17 protein-coding genes and 1 riboswitch are annotated in these 18,056 nt (G+C 68.1%); of the genes, 9 read left to right on the forward strand and 8 right to left on the reverse strand.

The features are described 5' to 3' along the window. The 3 genes from AC5W54_RS15015 to AC5W54_RS15025 form a co-directional block, all read right to left on the reverse strand. A complete protein-coding gene (locus tag AC5W54_RS15015) occupies nt 1-510 on the reverse strand; it encodes a DUF1850 domain-containing protein (RefSeq protein ID WP_495962896.1) in 510 nt (169 codons plus the stop codon). A gap of 34 nt (nt 511-544) precedes the next feature. Beyond that, entirely contained in the window at nt 545-1,507 is a 963-nt protein-coding gene (locus AC5W54_RS15020) for a TAXI family TRAP transporter solute-binding subunit (protein WP_495962897.1), read from the reverse strand. Nucleotides 1,508-1,632: 125 nt separating this feature from the next. Further along, entirely contained in the window at nt 1,633-1,812 is a 180-nt protein-coding gene (locus AC5W54_RS15025; RefSeq protein ID WP_495962913.1) for a hypothetical protein, read from the reverse strand. Between AC5W54_RS15025 and AC5W54_RS15030 the strand changes: the two genes are divergently transcribed. Then, the gene (locus AC5W54_RS15030) at nt 1,786-2,064 is read left to right on the forward strand and encodes an XRE family transcriptional regulator (RefSeq protein ID WP_495962898.1); all 279 of its coding nucleotides are present in this window, start codon (nt 1,786-1,788) and stop codon (nt 2,062-2,064) included. The two genes, AC5W54_RS15025 and AC5W54_RS15030, sit on opposite strands and share 27 nt — an antisense overlap. Nucleotides 2,065-2,222: 158 nt before the next feature. On the opposite strand, the gene egtD is transcribed toward AC5W54_RS15030, so the two are convergent. Further along, entirely contained in the window at nt 2,223-3,185 is a 963-nt protein-coding gene (gene egtD / locus AC5W54_RS15035) for an L-histidine N(alpha)-methyltransferase (protein WP_495962899.1), read from the reverse strand. Nucleotides 3,186-3,322: 137 nt separating this feature from the next. On the opposite strand from egtD, the gene selD reads away from it, so the two are divergent. Continuing rightward, entirely contained in the window at nt 3,323-5,635 is a 2,313-nt protein-coding gene (selD, locus tag AC5W54_RS15040; protein ID WP_495962900.1) for a selenide, water dikinase SelD, read from the forward strand. 44 nt (nt 5,636-5,679) lie between these two features. Here the strand turns inward: selD and senB are convergent, their stop codons facing one another. Further along, complete coding sequence (gene senB, locus AC5W54_RS15045) at nt 5,680-6,672, reverse strand: selenoneine biosynthesis selenosugar synthase SenB (protein ID WP_495962901.1); 993 nt, start codon at nt 6,670-6,672, stop codon at nt 5,680-5,682. 42 nt (nt 6,673-6,714) lie between these two features. Between senB and senA the strand changes: the two genes are divergently transcribed. The 6 genes from senA (at nt 6,715) to AC5W54_RS15075 (ending at nt 12,877) form a co-directional block, all read left to right on the forward strand. After that, nucleotides 6,715-8,088, forward strand: coding sequence for a selenoneine synthase SenA (gene senA, locus AC5W54_RS15050; protein ID WP_495962902.1), 1,374 nt, complete (start codon nt 6,715-6,717; stop codon nt 8,086-8,088). Between the two features lie 108 nt (nt 8,089-8,196). Then, nucleotides 8,197-9,069: a putative selenate ABC transporter substrate-binding protein gene (locus AC5W54_RS15055; protein WP_495962903.1), complete on the forward strand. Its 873-nt coding sequence runs from the start codon at nt 8,197-8,199 to the stop codon at nt 9,067-9,069. A gap of 5 nt (nt 9,070-9,074) precedes the next feature. Further along, nucleotides 9,075-9,722 carry an ATP-binding cassette domain-containing protein gene (locus tag AC5W54_RS15060; RefSeq protein WP_495962904.1) on the forward strand — a complete coding sequence of 216 codons (648 nt, stop codon included), beginning with the start codon at nt 9,075-9,077 and terminating at the stop codon, nt 9,720-9,722. A 2-nt stretch (nt 9,723-9,724) separates the two neighbouring features. Then, nucleotides 9,725-11,212, forward strand: coding sequence for a PhnE/PtxC family ABC transporter permease (locus tag AC5W54_RS15065; protein WP_495962905.1), 1,488 nt, complete (start codon nt 9,725-9,727; stop codon nt 11,210-11,212). A 128-nt stretch (nt 11,213-11,340) separates the two neighbouring features. Next, entirely contained in the window at nt 11,341-12,408 is a 1,068-nt protein-coding gene (locus AC5W54_RS15070; protein WP_495962906.1) for an ImmA/IrrE family metallo-endopeptidase, read from the forward strand. Further along, nucleotides 12,389-12,877, forward strand: coding sequence for a PIN domain-containing protein (locus AC5W54_RS15075; protein ID WP_495962907.1), 489 nt, complete (start codon nt 12,389-12,391; stop codon nt 12,875-12,877). Before AC5W54_RS15070 ends, AC5W54_RS15075 begins: the two co-directional genes overlap by 20 nt. Before the next feature lie 3 nt (nt 12,878-12,880). On the opposite strand, the gene ilvD is transcribed toward AC5W54_RS15075, so the two are convergent. The 3 genes from ilvD to AC5W54_RS15090 all read right to left on the reverse strand — a co-directional run bounded on the left by ilvD (nt 12,881) and on the right by AC5W54_RS15090 (nt 16,756). Further along, the gene (ilvD, locus tag AC5W54_RS15080) at nt 12,881-14,569 is read right to left on the reverse strand and encodes a dihydroxy-acid dehydratase (RefSeq protein ID WP_495962908.1); all 1,689 of its coding nucleotides are present in this window, start codon (nt 14,567-14,569) and stop codon (nt 12,881-12,883) included. Between the two features lie 88 nt (nt 14,570-14,657). Continuing rightward, complete coding sequence (locus AC5W54_RS15085; RefSeq protein WP_495962909.1) at nt 14,658-15,353, reverse strand: TenA family protein; 696 nt, start codon at nt 15,351-15,353, stop codon at nt 14,658-14,660. Then, entirely contained in the window at nt 15,353-16,756 is a 1,404-nt protein-coding gene (locus AC5W54_RS15090) for a sodium:solute symporter family transporter (protein ID WP_495962910.1), read from the reverse strand. The genes AC5W54_RS15085 and AC5W54_RS15090 overlap by 1 nt, the downstream gene beginning before the upstream one ends. Beyond that, nucleotides 16,746-16,866: riboswitch (TPP riboswitch) on the reverse strand. (Overlaps the previous gene by 11 nt.) A 117-nt stretch (nt 16,867-16,983) precedes the next feature. Here AC5W54_RS15090 and AC5W54_RS15095 point away from each other — a divergent pair. Continuing rightward, the gene (locus AC5W54_RS15095; protein WP_495962911.1) at nt 16,984-17,664 is read left to right on the forward strand and encodes a hypothetical protein; all 681 of its coding nucleotides are present in this window, start codon (nt 16,984-16,986) and stop codon (nt 17,662-17,664) included. Nucleotides 17,665-18,056 lie beyond the last annotated feature (392 nt).

The following is an 18,056-nucleotide window of genomic DNA, read 5'->3' on the forward strand; positions in this document are numbered from 1 at the left end:
TCAATCGGGAGTGGTGGATGGGGATTGCAGGTGAATCGTCACCCGTTCGCCGGCGGCCCGCTCGCTGATGCTCAGCCGGCGCCCCTCATGCAGCAGTCGGTGATCGACCTCCGGGGAGCCGACCCGGAGGCGGTAGCGGTTGCCGGGGACTGGCTCGTCGATCTCCTCGATCCAGTAGCCGCCCCGGCCATCGGAGACCTGGCGGCCGCGTCCCGGCACGTGCCCCAGCCCCGCGGCGAAATCGGGCTGGTGGCTGCGTTCGAGCACCATACGCCCCGCGCGGTGGCGGTAACAGTCCTGGACCCGGATACCGGTCACGGAGTGGTTCCACTCCAGGCACCAGGCCTCGCCTTCCGGCATGGGCAGGGCGAGGATCAGGCGACCGTCGTCCCCCCGCACCTCCAGCCGCCTCGACTCGTCGGCCGCGAGTGGGAGGGCGGTCAGCAGCAGGCCAAGGGCCAACGCACGCAAAGTCGCCGGCCCGAGGGCACGGCGACTTTCTCGGGGCATCGCGGCACCCATCTTCAGTGCCCGACGGGAGGGATCATTCCGGACGCTGGTGGTCCTGGACCTCGGCGCCCACCTCCTCGTAATAGCGCAGCGCTCCCGGATGGAAGGCGATCGGGGTGGAGTCGATGCTGAACGCTACGGTGGTGTCGTTGGCCGCCGGGTGGATGGCGATCAGCTCGTCGGTATGTTCGAAGAGGATGCGGGTGATCTCGTAGGCCAGCTCCTCGTCCATTTCGCTGCTCACCGCCAGCACGTTGGGGATGCTGATGGTCTGAACCTCTTCGTCCACGCCATCGTAGAGGCCGGCACGCAGGGTATAGGGCGCGAAGACCGGCTCGCCTTCCCGGGCATTGGCGATCTCCTCGTCGGAGAAGCCGATCAGGCGAATCTCGCGAGTCGCGGCCAGGTTGAGGATCGAGCTGGTGGGCGGCCCCACGCTCCAGAAGCCGGCATCGATGTCGCCGTCGCGGATGGCATCGGCGGTCTCGTTGAAGTTGAGGCGCTGGGGCGTGAAATCTTCGTAGCTGATGCCATTGGACTCCAGCAGGGCGCGGGCGTTGAGCTCGGTACCGCTGCCCGGCGCGCCGACGGAAACACGCTTGCCCTTGAGGTCTTCCAGGGTGTGCACGTCGGAGTCGGCCAGGGTGACCAGTTGCACCGCATTCGGATAGATGGAAGCCAGCGCGCGAATGTTGTCGAGCTGGCGGCCCTCGAAGTCGCCGGTCCCGCTGTAGGCCTGATGGACGGTGTCGGCCAGGGCCAGGGCGAGGTCGGAGTCGCCGCGCCACACCAGGCCCATATTCTCGACGGAGGCACCGGTCACTTCGGCCACCGCGCTGGCACCCTCGATATGGTTGTTGATCAGTTCCGCCAGGCCCCCGCCGTAGGGATAGTAGACACCACCGGTACCGCCGGTGGCGATGGAGAGCTGCTGGGCCGCAGCCAGCGGGGCCGTGGCGATCAACGAAGCAGCGACGGCGTACTTGAAGATTTGCATGGAACTCCTCCGGTCCTGGAACCAGGTTGTTGTGTGATTGTCGACGGCACCCGGGAGGGCAAGGCACCTATCGAAAAGCTAGCACGCCCTCAGCGTGAGAGGCCAACGGCATTATTTCTACGTTTTCAGGGATTTTCGGCAATCCTCCATTGGTCGACCGGCTTGTCGATCGCCCCGCTGAGGCCGAACATGGCCTCCGGAGCATCAACAAATCCACACTGGTAAAAATCGCTTTCAGCCCCCATGATGTAGTCGTCGCCATCGTTTACTGGAGCATCATGAGCACGGCACGTCATACCGCCCATGCGGAACTGCTAGACCCTCCGCGAAGCAGCCCTGACCTCGATGTCAGGGACCTCGAACAACGTACACGCCTCATGCGCATCGTCACCCGGCTGATCGCCGTGTCCGATCTCGGCAACCGTGAGATCGCGCGCCGCGCCGGGCTTCCGATGCAGAAGATCAGCGACCTCCTGGCCGGTCGCCTCGAGCATCTCTCGATCGACGAGCTACGGCTGCTGTATCGCTCCATCGATCCACAGTCCACCACGCACTAGCGTCCCTCCGCGAACGCCCCATACCCGACGCCCCTGCCGGTCTCACTGCAGGGGCGTTGTCGTGGAAAGCCGTCGCTGTCCTGACGTCCCCCGTCCTTCCTGGCGGGCAAGAGCACGACGGCGCCGCATCAGCCACTCGAGAGTCAGTCACTCGAGAGTCAGTCACTCGAGAGATAGTGCACGCTGAACAGCCCCTCGGCGTCACTCCAGACCGCGCTCGACCGATAACCGGCTCGCCTGGCCAGCGCCTGGAACCCCTCGCGACTGTACTTGCAGGAATTCTCGGTATGCAGCGTCTCGCCCCGGGCGAAGTCGAAACGGTGTTCATCGAGGACGAGAGTCTGTCGGCACTCGCTGACCAGGTGCATCTCGATGCGGGAGGCCGCCGCATCGAAGAAGGCGAGATGCCGGAAGTGGTCGGGCGCTACCGCGACGCCCAGTTCCCGGCGCATGCGCTCCAGCAGGTTGAGATTGAACGCCGCCGTGACCCCGGCGGCATCGTTGTAGGCCGCCTCGAGAAGGCGCCGCTCCTTGACCAGATCGACACCGATCAGCACACCGCTTCCCGGGGGGAGGGCCTGGCGTAGCCGGGCGAGAAAGGCCTCGGCCTCGGCCGGCGTGAAGTTGCCGATACTCGAGCCGGGAAAGAAGGCCACCACCCGCCGACCCTCGACCCCCGCCGGCAAGTGCAACCGCGCCGAGAAGTCCGCCCAGGCCGCATGCACCTCGAGCCAGGGGTAGTCAGCCGCCAGGCGGCGGGTGCTCTGCAGCAGGAAGTCGCGGGAGATATCCACCCCCAGGTAACGACTCGGGCGCATCGCCTCCAGCAGCAGTCGCACCTTGCGACTGGCCCCGCTGCCCAGCTCGACCAGCAGCGACTCCGGCCCGACGAGCGCCGCGATCTCCTCGGCGGCCTCGGCCAGGATGCCCTCCTCGGTTCGGGTCAGGTAGTACTCGGGCTGGCGGCAGATGGCCTCGAAGAGCCGGGAGCCGCGGCGATCATAGAAGTACTTGGGCGAGAGACGCTTGCGCGCGAGGCTCAGTCCGGCGATCACCTCATCGCGAAACGACGGCCCCGCCTCGGCGACATGCTGGTCATGGAAATGCACGGCAGTGGACATCGAGGACCCTCGCTGACGAAAGGTTCTGGCGGCAGGATTCGACAGCACGCCGAGGCCGGGATGGCATCGTGTTATCGATTTACCGTTAGACTGTGGCGGCAACGCCAATGTCTCACCAATCTAGAGCGAGCCTCTCGATGCAACAACCGCAGCAGCCGGTCTTGCGGGATATCGTACTGGTCGGCGGCGGCCACTCCCACGTCGGCGTCCTGAGGCGTTTCGCCATGCGCCCGGAACCCGGCGTCAGGCTCACCTTGATCTGCCGCGATACGCACACCCCCTATTCGGGCATGCTGCCGGGGTATGTCGCCGGGCACTACCGCTACGACGAGGTACATATCGACCTGCGCCGGCTGGCGGAGTACGCCGGGGCGCGCTTCTTCGGCGACGAGGTCGTCGGCCTCGACCATGATCTCCGCCAGGTGCTCTGCCGCACGCGGCCCCCGGTGCCCTACGACCAGCTGTCGATCAACATCGGCTCGACGCCCCACGTGGACTCGATCACCGGGGCCGGCGATCACGCCGTGCCGGTCAAGCCCATCCATCGCTTCAACGACCGCTGGCAGACGCTGCTCGAGCGTCTCACGCACCCACACACCGGGCACCACCCCGGCCAGCCCCGTGTCGCGGTGGTCGGCGGCGGTGCCGGCGGGGTCGAACTGCTGCTGGCCATGCAGTACCGGCTGAGCAGGGAGCTCAAGGCCCTGGGGCGCGACCCCGGCGAGCTGACCTTTGCCCTGTTCACCCGCAGCGAGCGGATCCTGCCCACCCACAATGCCCGCGTGCGCGCCCATTTCCTCGCTACCCTGGCCAGGCGCGGTGTCGAGGTCCATACCGCCACCGACGTCGTCGGCGTCGAGGCGGGTCGGCTGCAGGGCGCCGACGGCAGTTGGCACGCCGCCGACGAGATCGTCTGGGTCACCGATGCCGGCGGCGCCGCCTGGCTGCGTGATACCCGCCTGGACCTCGACGACGACGGCTTCATCAGGGTCGACGACACCCTGCGCTCGCTGTCGGATCCGCGGGTCTTCGCCGCCGGCGATATCGCCAACCAGGTCGCTCACCCCCGCGAGAAGGCCGGGGTCTTCGCCGTGCGCCAGGGTCGCCCGCTGGCCGACAACCTGCGCGCCGCCGTGACCGGCAAGCCCCTCAAGCCCTACCGCCCCCAGGCGCAGTGGCTGGCCCTGATCAGCACCGGCGACCGCCACGCCGTGGCCTCACGCGGTGGGCTCTACCTGGCCGGCGACTGGGTATGGCGCTGGAAGGACGCCATCGACCGGCGCTTCATGACTAAATTCAACGATCTGCCGCCCATGGAGGACGGTGCCATGCCCGGCCCCCGGCCCAGCAGGGTGGCCCTCGACGACGAGGAGCACGCCCAAGCGATCTCGGCCATCGCCATGCGCTGCGGCGGCTGCGGGGCCAAGGTCGGCGCCTCGGTGCTGTCCCGGGCCCTCGCGACTCTCCAGCCGGTGGACCGGGGCGAGGTGCTGGTGGGCCTGCACGCCCCGGACGACGCCGCCGTGGTGCGGGTGCCGCCAGGCAAGGCCATGGTGCATACCGTGGACTTCTTCCGCGCCTTCATCGACGACCCCTATGTGTTCGGCAAGGTCGCCGCCAACCACGCCCTGGGCGACATCTTCGCCATGGGCGCCGAGGCACAGACCGCCACCGCCGTGGCCACGGTGCCCCAGGGGCTCGAAGCCAAGGTCGAGGACACCGTCTTCCAGATGATGAGCGGTGCCCTCGAGGTGCTCAACGCCGCCGACTGCGCCCTGGTCGGCGGACACACCGGCGAGGGCGCCGAGCTGGCCCTGGGCTTCGCCGTCAACGGCCTGATCGATGCCGAGGGCGACGGTCTCCTGAACGACGGCATCCTGACCAAGGGCGGCCTGCGCCAGGGCCAGGTGCTGATCCTGACCAAGCCCATCGGCACCGGCACCCTCTTCGCCGCCCACGCTCGGCTGGGCGCCCGGGGGCGCTGGATCGACGCGGCGCTGGCGAGCATGTGCCAGTCCAGCCGCGAGGCCGCGGCCTGCCTGCGCGAGCACGGCGCCACCGCCTGCACCGATCTCACCGGCTTCGGCCTGCTGGGGCACCTGGTCGAGATGACGCGCCCCTCGGGGGTGGATGCCGAGCTCGACCTGGCGGCGCTGCCGTTGCTCGAGGGCGCCGAGGAGACCGTCGCCGCCGGCATCCTGAGCTCCCTGCAGCCCGCCAACGTGCGCCTGCGTCGGGCCATCCGCGACCAGGCGTCCTGGGTCGCGCACCCCCGCTACCCGCTGCTGTTCGACCCCCAGACCGCCGGCGGCCTGCTGGCCAGCGTGCCCGCCGAGCGCGCCGTGGCGTGCCTGGACGCCCTGCATACGCTGGGCTACGCCTGGGCCGCCGTCATCGGCCGTGTCCTCGAGCCCGGCGAGGCGCTGGAGCCCATCCATCTAAAGGGCTGATTTCACAACCACGTTAGTGGACAGGGGCTGTCCCGGGGGCGGTGTCAGGGAGTCAACCCACAGGCAGCGATGACCCGCGCCAGCCCCTCGCGTTCGGCCTCGGGGCGAAACAGCGGCGCGCGCGCCAGCACCTGCCGGCGGAGACGATCGACGAACGCCGGCTCGGCCTCGGCGCGGCGCAGCAGGGCCCGCAGGGCCGCGGTGTCGGCCACCGGGAAGTAGCCGGCGTAGTCCTCGCCCAGCAGGCCGCGATTGCCAGGGATCGCCGAGGCCAGCACCGGCAGGCCGGCCACGCAGGCCTCGCTGACCACATTGGCGCCCCCTTCCATGCGCGAGCTGATCACCATCAGCCGCGCCCGAGCCATCCACCGGCGCACCCGCCAGCGCGGTAGATCGCCGAGCCAGCGGTAGCGCGGATTGCCCGCCATCTCGTCGCGGGCGGCGTCGGCCCACTCCGAGCTATGGGCGCCGCCGAGCTGCACCACGCGCAACCGCGAGGATGCAGGCAGCTCGTGCATCGCCAGGGCCGCGCGCAGCGAATCCTTCTCCTCGCGCAGGTGACCGGCGACCAGCACCTCGAACCAGCGCCGGCTGGGTCGCGGGGCCCGGGGCGGCAGCGGCCGCGCCGACTGGTGGACGACATGCAGGCGCGACAGGAAGCGCGGCGGGAGGTCCTCGGCCAGGCAGTCATGCAGGCCGATCAGGGTATCGCTCGCTTCGAGGCTGTCGAGAAACAGCTCGGGATGGCTGTGCTGGAAGCGGTAGACGTCGGTCCCCGTCAGCACCACCACCAGTGTGCGGCCCGGAAAGGCGGTGCGACAGGCACGGATGGCGGCATGGCTGCGCACGGCATGCAGCGCCAGCACCAGGTCCGGTGGCTGGCCGGCCAGACGGCACTCATCGGGGCCGTCCTCGGATCCCACCAGTTGGACACGGCAACCCAGCTCCCGCAGCAGCCCCGCCCAGCGAGTCGCCGTGGTCCGATTGCCGGCGTGAGACCCTCGACCCGCCGGTGTGATCAGGGCTACCTTCAACACTATCCTCACTTCCTCACCGTCCCACTCCTCGACGAGGTCGGCATGCTCTCCACACCACTCGGCACACCGCCTACGCCCCCCAGGGCCGCCGACGAGCTGGCGGCGATGCTCACCGATGCCCGCGAGCGCAGCCTGGCGCTGATGCAGGACATCCTCGAGGCCCGCGAACTCGGCCCGCGGCTGGCGATCGTCAATCCACCGCTGTGGGAACTCGGCCACCTGGGCTACTTCCACGACCATTTCGCCCTGCGCGGCCTCTATGGCCTGCCCGACTACCGGCTCGCCGGCGCCGAGCGGCTGTACGATTCCAGCAGCATCGCCCATGACGACCGTTGGTCGCTACCGCTACCGTCACGCGAGGCCACCCTGGACTACCTGGCACGAGTGCAAGAGGCCATGCTCGAGCGCCTGCCCGACGGCGACGCCAGTGGCCCCCAGAGCTATGTCTATCAGCTCACCACGCTGCACGAGGACATGCACGGCGAGGCCTTCCTCTATACCCGCCAGACCCTGGGCGACCCGCCGCCCGCGTTGGGCACGCCACCGCGGGGGTTCTTCCTGACAGAGTCCGCCACCGAGCTCCTTGCCGGGGCCCTGCCCGGGGATGTCGACATCCCCGGCGGGTGCCATCAACTGGGGTCCGACGAGACCGTTCCCTTCCGCTTCGACAACGAGAAGCCCCCCCTGGAGGTCGAGGTGGCGCCCTTCTCGATCGCCCGGGCGCCGGTCACCAACGCCGACTTCGCCGCCTTCGTCGACGACGGGGGCTATCGGCGGCGCGAGCTGTGGAGCGAGGCCGGCTGGCGGTGGCGGGAACGTCAGGAGCAACCTCAGGGGCTCAGGGCCCCGGTCTACTGGCGCCAGGCCGACGCCGGCCGTTGGGAAGAGCGCGTCTTCGACCGTTGGCTGCCGCTGCCCCCCCACCAGCCGGTGGCACATGTCAGCTGGTACGAGGCCGAGGCCTGGTGCCGCTGGGCCGGCCGCCGCCTGCCCAGCGAGGTCGAATGGGAGGTCGCCGCCAGCCGGGAGCCGAGTTCCAACGGCCCCGCCCTGGCGGCGGGCAAGCGCCGCTACCCCTGGGGCGACACACCACCGGACGCCAGCCTGGCCAATCTGGATGGCTGGCGCCTGGGACGCCTCGATGTGGCCGCCCTGGCCGCGGGCGACAGCGCCTTCGGCTGCCGCCAGATGCTGGGCAACGTCTGGGAATGGACGGCCACACCCTTTGGCCCCTTCCCCGGATTCGAGCCAGAGCTCTACCGTGACTACTCGGCGCCCTGGTTCAAGGAGGGCCGCTACGTGCTGCGCGGCGGGGCCTGGGCCACGCGGTCACGGCTGATCCACACCGGCTACCGCAACTTCTTCACCCCGGAGCGCCAGGATATCCTGGCGGGCTTTCGCACCTGCGCCGCCTGAGAGGCTGACACGGGACGTCTCGGCATTATCCGGTATCATGCCCGTTCCCGCTGACCCGGCTTCCACTGCCCACTTTCCACTTTCAACGTCCCATAAGGGTTCCTGACCATGTTTCGATACCTGTCCCTTGCCCTGGCCTTGCTCCTCGTCACTCTCATCACCCCTGCCCTGGCCGCCGCCCAGACGCTGGTCTTCACCGCCATTCCCGACGAGGACGAGACCCGCCTGCAGGAGCGCTTCCAGGCCGTGGCCGACTACCTCGCCGAGGCGCTCGACGTCGAGGTGCGCTTCATTCCGGTCACCTCCTACGCCGCCTCGGTCACCGCCTTTCGCAACAACCAGGTGCAACTGGCCTGGTTCGGCGGCTTCACCGGCGTGCAGGCACGCCAGTTGGTGCCGGGTTCCCGGGCCATCGCCCAGGGCGTGGAAGACCCCGAGTACAAGAGCTACTTCATCGCCAACCAGGCCACCGGCCTCGCGCCCCATGACGGCGACAGCGCCCCCGAGGCGCTGCGCGGCCTGACCTTCAGCTTCGGCTCGCAAAGCTCGACCTCCGGGCGCCTGATGCCGGAATACTTCCTGCGCCGGGACCTCGAGGCCTCGCCCGACGAACTGTTCGAGCGGGTCGGCTTCAGCGGCAACCACAGCCGCACCATCGCGGTGGTGCAGTCCGGTGCCTACCAGGCCGGGGTGGTCAGCTACAAGGCCTGGGAGAACGAGGTGGCCAGCGGCAGCGTCGATCCCGAGCGGGTCCAGGTGATCTGGGAGTCGCCGCCCTATCCCGACTACCAGTGGACGGTGCGCGGCGATGTCGACGAGCGCTTCGGCGAGGGCTTCACCGACCGCCTGCAGCAGGCGCTGCTCGACATGGATGACCCCGACCTGCTGACCCGCTTCCCGCGCTCGGGCTTCATCCCGGCCGACAACGACGCCTACCGGGAAATCCTCGAGGTCGCGCAGTCCCTGGGGCTGCTCGACTGATGACCATGCTGGCGCTGCATGATGCCGTCGCCGCCTATGGCGAGACCCGCGTGCTCGGCCCGTTGAGCCTGACGCTGGCGCGTGGCGAGTGCGTGGCGCTGGTCGGCCGCAGCGGTGCCGGCAAGTCGACGCTGCTGTCGGTGATGTATGCCCGCTGGCGCGAACAGGGGGCCGCCCTGATGCCCCAGGACCTCGGCCTGGTGGCCACCCTCTCGGTGTTCCACAACGTCTACATGGGCCGGCTCGACCGCCATCCCTGGTGGCGCAACCTGCTGACCCTGGTGCGCCCGCGGCGACGTGACGTGGCGGAGATCGACGCCCTGCTCACCCGACTCGGCCTCGACGACAAGCTCTGGACTCCCTGCGGCGAACTCTCCGGCGGGCAGCGCCAGCGTGTCGCCGTGGCGCGGGTCATCCACCAGGGCGGCGGGATGCTGCTCGCCGACGAGCCGGTCTCGGCACTCGATGGTCCCCTCTCCGAGGTGGTCCTGACCGCCCTGACCGACGCCTATCCGACCGCGGTACTGGCCATGCACGACGTGGAATTGGCGCTGCGCTACTGCACCCGGGTGATCGGCATCCAGGATGGCGCCATCGCCATCGACCAGCCCAGCCAGCGCCTGGCCGCCACCGACCTGCTGCCGCTCTACTGATCATGCCTTTGACCGCCACCCGTCGCGTCACCCTGGGGCTGATCCTGCTGGCCGCGGTGTGCCTGCTGTTCGGCGACTTCGAGATCAGTACCCACGACCCCTGGCAGGCACTGGGCCGCCTGTTCCTGGGGCTGGTCCAGCCCGACTTCTCCCGCGTCGACTTCCTCGGCGAGGCCCTGCTGCGGACAGTGGCCTTCGCCTTCGTCGGCGTGGGGCTCGGTGCGGCGGCGGGCATGCTGCTGGCCCTGCTCTTTCGTCATCTCTGGGTGCGCACCTTCTGCGCCTTCGTCCGCGCCATTCATGAGCTGTTCTGGGCGCTGATCTTCCTGCAGAGCTTCGGCCTGCACCCGATCACCGGGGTACTGGCCATCGCCATCCCCTACGCCGGCACCTTCGCCAAGGTCTATGCCGAGATCCTCGACGAGGGCGACCCGCAGCCGGAACGCACCCTGCCGCGGCGCGCCGGGCGGCTCTCGGCGCTGGTCTACACCCGCATCAGTCAGGCCTGGCCGCACCTGGTCAGCTATACGGCCTACCGCCTCGAGTGCGGCCTGCGCTCCAGCGCGGTGCTCGGCTTCGTCGGCATGCCGACCCTGGGCTTCCACCTCGCCGCCGCCTTCGCCCAGGGCCACTACGGTACCGTCGGTGCGCTGCTGCTGCTGTTCTACGCCCTCATCGCCTCCCTGCGGCTGTGGGTGCGGCCGCGGCTGCTGCCCCTCTACCTGCTGGCCTCCCCCTTCCTGCTGGGCACCGGGCTGCCGGTCATGTGGAGCAACATCGCGCGCTTCTTCACCGAGGACATCGTGCCCGCCCCGCTGCGCCAGGGCGAGGGGCTCGACGGCCTGCTGCCCTGGCTGGGGGATCTCCTCGCCCACCAGGCCCTGCCCGGCATCTGGAATACCCTGCTGCTGACCCAGATCGCCCTGGTGCTCACCGGCGTGCTGGCGATGACGCTCTTCCCGCTCGTCTCTCACCATTTCACGGGGCGCCACGTCACCGGCCGGGTGCGCGGCGCCATGGGGCATGGCGTACTGGTGGTGATGCGCTCCACCCCCGAGTACCTGCTGGCCTTCATCCTGCTGCAGCTGTGGGGCCCCTCGATGCTGCCGGCGGTCGTCGCCCTGGCGCTGCACAACGGCGGCATCATCGGCCACCTGGTCGGGCGCCGCAGCAACGAGCTCCACCTGCGCCAGGACGCTCCCGGGGGCATGAACCGTTACGCCTACGAGGTGGCGCCGCGGGTCTACGGCCCCTTCCTGGCGCTGCTCTTCTACCGCTGGGAGATCATCATGCGCGAGACCGCCATCCTCGGCATCCTCGGCATCGCCACCCTGGGCTTCCACGTCGACAGTGCCATCCAGGAGCTGCGCTTCGACCGCGCCATGGTGCTCATCGTGATCACCGCCCTGCTCAACATCGGCGTGGACATCCTCGCCCGACGGCTGCGCGCCAACCTGCGCCTGAGCCACACCGCCCAGAGCGAGCCGTAATCCGGCAGACAGAGAAACGCCCCTGCCGGGAGACCAGCGAGGGCGCTTGAGTAGCGCTGTCTTCGGAGACCATTCTGGTTTATATTTTAACCTGAAACTCAAGAAATATTAACCACAGGTAGCATGCCATGATCGGAGAACGGCTGAAACGAGCCCGCGCCGCCGCCGGCCTCTCGATGCAGGCCCTGGCCGAGCGGGTGGGGGTGTCTGCCCCGATGATCAAGAAGTACGAGGACGACCGAAGCATGCCGTCCTCGGGCAAGCTGCTCGCCATCGCCAAGGCGCTGGGTGTACGCAGTGAATATTTCTTCCGACCTACCGTCGTCGAACTCACGGAAGTCGAGTATCGCAAGCGTGCCAGTACTCCCAAGTCCATCCTGAAGCGCATCGAAGCCGATGTACTGGACCAGGCAGAACGCTGGCAGGAGCTCGCCAACCTCTGGCCGACATTCCCCGTACCGGACTTTGCCCTACCCTGTTGCCTGCCAGAGAGCATCAGCAGTCTTGAGCAGGTCGACAACCTGGCCGATGCCCTGCGCCGGGAGTGGCACCTGGGCCTTAACCCGATTCCGGACTTGATCGATACGCTGGAGAGCCACGGCATCCTGGTGATCCTGACCGATGCAGATCCCAAGGGGACATTCGATGGGCTACAGGCGACGGTCGCAGGACAACCCATCGTCGTCGTCTCCAAGGCATGGAGCGGTGACCGACAGCGATTCACGCTCGGTCATGAACTGGGGCACCTGCTGCTGCATGGACGCCTGGTGGACGAGATGGATGAAGAGCGGGTCTGCAACCGTTTTGCCGGCGCCTTCCTGCTGCCGGCCGGTGCCCTGCGCGGCCAGTTGGGAAGCTCTCGTCACAACCTCGAGCCCCAGGAGCTTTACCTGCTGAAGCAGGAATACGGGTTGAGCATGCAGGCCTGTCTCTATCGAGCCAAGGACCTCGGCATCATTTCCGAAGCAACCCACCGCTCGCTCTCCATCTCCTTCTCACGCAAGGGGTGGAAACGCGACGAACCGGGTACTCCCTACCCCCGTGAATCCACGCTACTGTTCCGGCAACTGGTCTATCGGGCGCTGGCGGAGGGCCTGATCACCGAGTCCAAGGCGGCCGAACTACTGGGACTGCCTCTGGCTCGGTTCCATCAGGCTCGTCGGCTGGAGTCGCTCGATGAAGCTGTTAATCAGTGATGCCAATATTCTGATCGATCTCGAGGAAGGCCAACTGCTGGCACAGTTCTTCAGGCTGCCGTATGACATCGGAACCCCGGATATCCTGTTCGAGGAAGAACTCTCGGAACAGCATCCGGAGCTGCCTGGCCTGGGACTGCGCATCATGGAGCTCTCCGCTGAAGGCATGCTCGATGTCGTGCGCCTGGTCGGAACCTACGCGGCTCCCAGCCGCTATGACTGCATGGCCCTGGCACTCGCGCTCCAGGAAATGTGTCCCCTCCTGACCGGCGATCAGGCGCTGAGAGCAGCCGCGCAGCAGGAGCATGCCGAAGTCCGTGGCACCCTGTGGGTCGTAGAAGAATTGGTATTGCAGTCACTGCTGACGAAAGATGAGGCCCACAGGGCCTATGACAGAATGAAGGACGCAGGCAGGCGCCTTCCCTGGAAGACGGCCTACCAGCGCCTGCAAGATCTCCGGCATGAATGACTTTCACTCAGCCTGATCGGTCACCGCGCCGGTGGAGGCGGAACTCACCGCCCTGGCGTACTTGGCCAGCACGCCGCGGGTGTAGCGCGGCGCGGGCTGCCGCCAGGCGGCGCGGCGGCGCATCAGCTCCTCGTCGGAAAGCCCCACCTCGATGGTGTCGGCCTCGGCGTCGATGGTGATCACGTCGCCGTCCTCCACCAGCGCCAGCGGCCCCCCGTCGAAGGCCTCCGGCGTCACGTGGCCGACCACGAAACCGTGGCTGCCCCCGGAGAAGCGCCCGTCGGTGATCAGCGCCACCTCGCTGCCGAGCCCCCGGCCCATGATCGCCGAGGTCGGGGTGAGCATCTCGCGCATGCCAGGTCCCCCGCGGGGGCCCTCGTAGCGGATCACCACCACGTCCCCGGCCACCACGCTGCCGTCGTTGATGCGCGCCTGGGCCTCCTCCTCGGAGCCGAAGACCCGTGCCGTGCCCGAAAACCGGGTGCCCTCCTTGCCGGTGATCTTGGCCACCGCCCCCTCGGGCGCCAGGTTGCCGTAGAGGATGCGCAGGTGGCTCTCGGCCTTCAGCGGTGCCTCGAGCGGGGCGATGATCGCCTGTCCCTGGGGATAGGGCGCCACCCCGGCCAGGTTCTCGGCGAGCGTCTTCCCCGTCACCGTCAGGCAGTCGCCGTGCAGCAGGCCGGCATCGAGCAGCGTCTTCATCAGCGGCTGGATACCGCCGATCTCGACCAGTTCGCTCATCATGTAGTGGCCGCTGGGGCGCAGGTCGGCGAGCACCGGCACCCGCTTGCCGATGGCGGTGAAGTCCTCGAGGGAGAGCTCGACCCCGATGGTGCTGGCCATGGCGATCAGGTGCAGCACCGCATTGGTCGAGCCGCCCAGGGCGATCACCACGGTGATGGCGTTCTCGAAGGCCTCGCGGGTCATGATGTCCGAGGGCTTGATATCGCGCTCGAGCAGTTCGAGCACCGCCGCGCCCGCGGCTTCACAGTCGTCACGTTTCGCCTGCGACACCGCGTTCTGTGCCGAGCTGCCCGGCAGGCTCATGCCCAGCGCCTCGATGGCCGAGGCCATGGTATTGGCGGTGTACATGCCGCCGCAGGAGCCGGGCCCGGGAATCGCCGTCTCCTCGATCTGCTTCACCTCGATCAGGTCGAGATCGCCGCGGCTGTAGGCGCCCATGGCCTCGAACACCGAGACGATATCGGTGTGGCCCTCTCCGGGCAGGATGGTGCCGCCGTAGACGAAGACGCTCGGCCGGTTCAGCCGCGCCAGGCCCATGAGGCAGCCCGGCATGTTCTTGTCGCAACCGCCGATGGCCACCAGGCCGTCGAAGCCCTCGCAGCCGGCCACCGTCTCGATGGAGTCGGCGATTACCTCGCGCGACACCAGCGAGTACTTCATGCCTTCGGTGCCGTTGGCGATGCCGTCGGAGATGGTGATGGTATTGAAGATCACCCCCTTGCCCCCGGCCCCGTCGGCCCCGTCGCTGGCGCGACGCGCGAGTTCGTCGATATGGCTGTTGCAGGGCGTGAGGTTGCTCCAGGTCGAGGCGATGCCCACCTGGGGCTTGGTGAAGTCGCTGTCGGTGAAGCCCACCGCGCGCAGCATGGCGCGGCTGGCGGCCTTGCCGGGGCCATCCACCACCGGCGCGGAGTGGCGGCGACGGGGATCCTGCGGCGTATCGCTCATGGGGCGGACTCCTCTGGTCGATCGGGGTTGACCTTCAGAGGGTGGCTGGCGAAGGCCGGCCTGGCAACCCGCCCCGCCGGCGATGGCCTCAGCGGGAATGGACGGCGTCGTGGAAGGCCCGCTCCTGGACCACGGTGTCGCGGAAGCACTCGGCCATGCGGGCGAAGGCGGCGTCATCGAGCGCCTCCGCCTCCTCGTCCAGGCGCCGACGCAGCCAGTCCACGAACTCCTGAAAGGCGGGGTTGTCGTGCAGATCGATCCACTCGCCCATCAGTGGATGCAGCCCGTCTATGCGGGTCACGCGCAGCGCCCACTCGAGGTAGACCCACTCGGTGACCACCAGCACCGCCAGGATCTCGGCGTAGTCACCGCCCTGGCCGGTGACGTGCAGCAGCTCACGGAACGCCCGGGTCTGCGGCAGGTAGATCGGCGCCTCGCGCTGTGACGCAGGCACATCGAAGGCCTCGAAAGTGCACTGGAAGGTGCTGTTCTCGTCGCTCGTCAGCATGCCCATGAACTGGCCCAGCACCACGCGGTCGGCCATGCTCGGCGCGCGGCCGATAGCGTGGCCGATAAGCGCGGTGAAGGGGTCGACGAAGCCGTAATCCTGCACCATGTAGGCGGCAAAGTCGTCACCCGCAAGCCGCCCCTCGGCCAGGGCGTCGAACAGCGGATGGTACACCGTGGCCGACCAGTCTGGCTCGCTGATCTCGCGCAGCCAGTCGGTGATGCGCGCCGATGCATGTCCGGCGGCCCAGGCGTTCCAGTCAGAGCGTGTCGTCATCAGGCGTCTCCCTTGCTTGCCAGGTGAAATTTCGCCCCCGGGCGCAGCCAGGCGATCAGCAGGCTGGCCAGGGTGGAGGCGACCAGCGCCCCCAGGAACGGCGCCAGGGTCGGGATGCTGTCGGGGAAGCTGGCCGCCAGCACCCCAGCCGCCAGGCTGCCCTGGGCGATCCAGCCCGGCACCACCGCGCCGAGCAGGCCCGCCACCCCGCCGGCCACCGCCGCCAGCGGACTCATGCGCCGCCACAGCCCCAGCAGCACCGGCACCACAATGGCCGCGCAGAGCAGGTCGGCGATCAGGAACAGCCGCAGCACCGAGAAGCCCTGAAGGGCCACCCAGATCACCGGCGCCATCAGCGCCACCGTGACGAGCCGCGCCGCGCGTACCGAGAGCCCGCGCCTCCCGGAGCTTGCCACCGCCATGGAGGCGATGGCGTTCTGCAGGGTGTCCACGCTGGAGGCCACCAACGTTACCGCCAGCACCAGGGCCGGCAGGCCCAGCCAGGCCGGTGCGGCGGAGAGCAGCGCGAAGAAGGGAATCGGCGGCTCGCCCAGCGGCAGGGCGTGCATGGCGGCGAGCATGCCCAGCCCGCCGATGGCCATCACCACCAGCAGGCTGCTGGCCCCGCCCAGCAGCGCCCCGCGTCCCAGTGCACGGTCATCCTCGGCCGCCCAGATACGCTGCCAGTAGCCCTGGTGGAAGAGGTTGGCCGCGGTGACCGCGATCACCAGGGTCAGCGCCACGGAGAGCGCACTGCCGGTGGGAATGGACGGCATCACCGCCCCGGCCGGCATGGGCGGCAGCCACCACCAGGCCACGCCGCCGACCAGCACCAGCAGGGCCAGCAGCAGCCAGGCCTGCCAGCGATCGGTGGCCAGGCTCGCTCTCAGGCCGCCCAGGGTGGTGTAGACCAGGGTAACCACCGCCACACCGAGGATCACCAGCGAAGGCGGCACGTCGGAGAGCAGCGCGGCGATGGCGCCGATGGCGGTCAGCTCGGCGGCCAGGAAGATGGCCATGTAGGCTACGGAAACGAAGGAGACCCAGCGCCGCACCCCGGCGCCATAGCAGGCCTCGGCGAACTCGCCGATGCTGCGCCCTTCCGGCAGGTGGCGTCGGATGGCCGGGCCATAGAGCCCCAGTATCAGAAACGGCAGCGACGAGCCGATGGCGTAGCCGGCCAGGGCCACCGGGCCGACGAAGGCGCCGATCTCCGGCGGGGCGAAGAGGATCCAGGCACCCATGCTGGAGGCCAGGAACGACAAGCCGATGGCCTGCGCACCCTGGGAGTTGCGAGCGGTAACGTAGTCATCGAGCGGACCGTCGGCCCGGCGGGCCCTCAGGCCGAGAACGGCAAAACAGAACAGCGCCGCGCCGAGCACGGCAGACGTCAGGTAGGGCATGTCGCGCTTCCTCCGCCGGTGTGAACCGGATCAGGTTCCAGGGTCGGTGCCATGTGGCGCCCTCTCAGCCCCGACCCGAGCAACGCGGCGGGACTCCCCTGGCGACAGTGGATGTAAACTCGTGAACGAACCTCAAGTTATGGCCACAAGGGCCGACATAACGCTCGACCCACTAGAATGACACAACGCCACCGGATTTCGAACGTCCCCCTCGCAGGAAACCGCTCATGCCGTTTACCGAAGCCAAGGAACACGCCCCCGGGCGCCTGCACGCGATCTTCGCCGATCCCTACTCCGCCTTCGACAACCTGGTCCCCGAACGCTATCTGCACCTGCGCGTGGCCGTCGACGCCCTGATCGGCCGGCCGATGGCCGAAAACCGGTTAACGGTGCGCGTGATCCACGGCTGGGAGAACGGCTACTTCGAGCCCGCCGATCTCAAGCACAGCGACCATCGCGTCGGCTCCCTGAACGACCTGCGCGATGTCGCCACCCGCTATCACCGGGCCTTCGAGGCACAGCAGCCCCTGCCCCGTGACGATGCCTCGCTGCTGGCCGAACCACTGGCCGCCGCCATCGCCGCCGCCGAAGCCCGGGGCCAGGCGCTGGACGGCGAGACCCGCACCAGCCCCGCCCGCTGGCCCACCTTCGCGCGGGGGCTCACGCTCTACACCTTCTTCAAGGTCTATCACCGCCTCACCTATGGCGAGGACGACGCCTACCGCTCTGTCCACTGCGAGACGCCCGATGGCCCCCGCGAGATCCACGAATTCCACCTCGAGGAAGGCGAGTTCGCCGTGGTCACCCCCGCCGATGGCGCGACCGGCGACAGCGTGCTGCTGCTGCACGAGAGCCAACTCGCGCCGGTGCTGCAGCTATTGGAGGAGTGTACAAATCCACACTTTTGATTAGACTGATTTGATGTACTGTTTCAGCTCGAGGTGGGCAGATTGCTGAATAATGACGAGATAATACGACAAGCAGCGTTTTCACGATTGACCAGGATTGTTCAAGAATTTGGATACGATGTGCCCTGGAGAGCGATAGCAGAGCCAGTGCCCATAGGTAATGACTCGTTCCTACTTGCCAACCTAGCACAGGGAATTTTCAAGCCGCGCCAGCTACGGCGCGGAATACTTAGCATTAAAACCGTCATTCGGAAGAATGGCGCATCAAGTAAATATCCCCCGGCAAAGCCGGGGGCTTTATTTTGTTAGCCCCTCAAAGGGGCAAGAATTTGAGCCGCCTGAAGGCGGCCATCCTCACATGCCGAACTTGAGCTGGTCATAATGTTCATCCA

Source organism: Halomonas sp. LMYGS-3 (assembly GCF_059509875.1).